This is a genomic window from Actinoplanes sp. NPDC048791 (genome assembly GCF_040650095.1).
GTDB lineage: Bacteria > Actinomycetota > Actinomycetes > Mycobacteriales > Micromonosporaceae > Actinoplanes.
In genome coordinates, this window is record NZ_JBEZGQ010001372.1 from 1 (window position 1) to 1,844 (window position 1,844).

A 1,844-nucleotide genomic window follows, 5' to 3' on the forward strand; every position below is an offset into this window, starting at 1 on the left:
GCCAAGGCCGTCGCCCTGGGCGCGGCTGCCGCGATGTCGCGGGTCGCGGTCTCGCTGGCCACCGCGGTGGAGGCGCGTGACGAGCTGGCCCGCGCGCGGACCGCCCGGGAGGCCGAGCTCCAAGAGGTACGCGCCAGCGCCAAGCGCCTGGTCGCCGAGCTGGAACGGCTCACCAACGAGGTGCACCGCGACGAGGTGGCCCGGGCCGAGCAGCGGCTGCGCATCGAGCAGCTCGAAGCCAAGGCGGCCGAGGACTTCTCCCTCGACGTCGACACCCTGGTCGCCGAGTACGGCCCCGACCAGCTCGTCCCGCCCACCCAGGCCGAGGCCGCGCAGGCGGAGAAGGACGGCAAGGAGCTCCCCGAGCCGGTGCCGTTCCACCGGCCGACCCAGGAGAAGCGGGCCAACAAGGCCGAACGCGACCTGGCCCTGCTGGGCAAGGTCAACCCGCTGGCCCTGGAGGAGTTCGCCGCGCTGGAGGAACGCTTCAAGTTCCTCTCCGACCAGCTCGAGGACCTGAAGGCCACCCGCAAGGACCTGCTCACCGTGGTCAAGGACGTCGACGACCGGATCCTCGAGGTCTTCACGTCGGCGTTCGAGGACACCGCGCGCGAGTTCCAGTCGGTGTTCCAGGTGCTCTTCCCGGGCGGCGAGGGCCGGCTGGTGCTCACCGACCCCGAGGACATGCTGACGACCGGCGTCGAGGTCGAGGCCCGCCCGCCGGGCAAGAAGATCAAGCGGCTGTCGCTGCTGTCCGGCGGCGAGCGCTCGCTGACCTCGGTCGCCATGCTCGTCGCGATCTTCCGGGCCCGGCCCAGCCCCTTCTACATCATGGACGAGGTCGAGGCCGCCCTCGACGACGTCAACCTGGGCCGGTTGATTACGCTCTTCGCGCAGCTGCGGGAAAAGAGCCAGCTGCTGATCATCACGCACCAGAAGCGCACGATGGAGGTCGCCGACGCCCTCTACGGCGTCACGATGCGTGCCGGCGTCACCCAGGTCATCAGCCAGCGGCTGAACCGAGAACCGGAGGACTGAGCTTTCCCGCGGCGGAAAACCCATGCCAACCCAAGGGAGACCCTCATGCTCCGCCAACCGGCCCAGGCCATGCTCATCGACCTGGACGGCGTGCTGCGCCGCTGGGACCCCGCGGTGCCGGCGGCGGTGGAGAAGTCGTACGGGCTGGCGCCGGGCACCCTGATCGAGACGGCGATGAGCTGGGAACTGCTGCGTCCCGCGGTGGCCGGCGAGATCACGGACGCCGAGTGGATGCGCCTGGTGGCGATGCGCCTGCCGTTGCCGGAGGCCGACGCCCAGGCGGCCGTCGCGCAGTGGCAGGAGCACCGGGGCACGATCGACCGGGAAGTGCTCGACTTCGTCCGCTCGGTGCGCGCGGCGGGACGCCCGGTGGGACTGGCGACGAACGCGACCGACCTGCTCCGGGGCGACCTGGCCGAGCTCGGCCTGACCGAGGAATTCGACACGGTGGTCAGCTCGTGGGAGCTGAAGGTGCACAAGCCGGCGCCGGAGTTCTTCACCCAGGCCTGCGCGGCCCTGAACGTCGAACCGCCGTGGGTGCTGTTCGTGGACGACGACGACCGGGCGGTACGCGGCGCCCGCGCGGCGAAGATGCCCGCGTTGCGCTGGACCGGGCCGCAGGACCTCCCTTACCTGCGCAAGGCGCTCGCTCTGCCGGCGCCCGGCTGATCTTCCCGCGGCGACGTAGGCTGGCCGCGGCTGAGAGGATGTCGATGCGTAAGACGCTGCTCGGGGCGGTTGTTCTCGTGCTCGCCCTGCCGGGCTGCTCCGCGGACGGCGGCACCCCGGCGGCGCCGGCCCCGGCC

Annotated in this window: 2 protein-coding genes; both read left to right on the forward strand. The window is 71.6% G+C overall.

Translation table 11 applies throughout. The features are described 5' to 3' along the window. A partial coding sequence (locus tag AB0C29_RS46425; protein WP_360834505.1) for an AAA family ATPase occupies nucleotides 1–1,038 on the forward strand: 1,038 nt, incomplete at its 5' end. A gap of 45 nt (nucleotides 1,039–1,083) precedes the next feature. Continuing rightward, on the forward strand, nucleotides 1,084–1,707 hold the full coding sequence (locus AB0C29_RS46430) for an HAD-IA family hydrolase (protein WP_360834507.1): 624 nt from the start codon (nucleotides 1,084–1,086) through the stop codon (nucleotides 1,705–1,707). Nucleotides 1,708–1,844: the final 137 nt, after the last annotated feature.

Excerpts from the sequence above, each read along its gene's own strand:
- AB0C29_RS46430 (WP_360834507.1), top strand. The coding sequence starts at position 1,084 with ATGCTCCGCCAACCGGCCCAGGCCATGCTCATCGACCTGGACGGCGTG.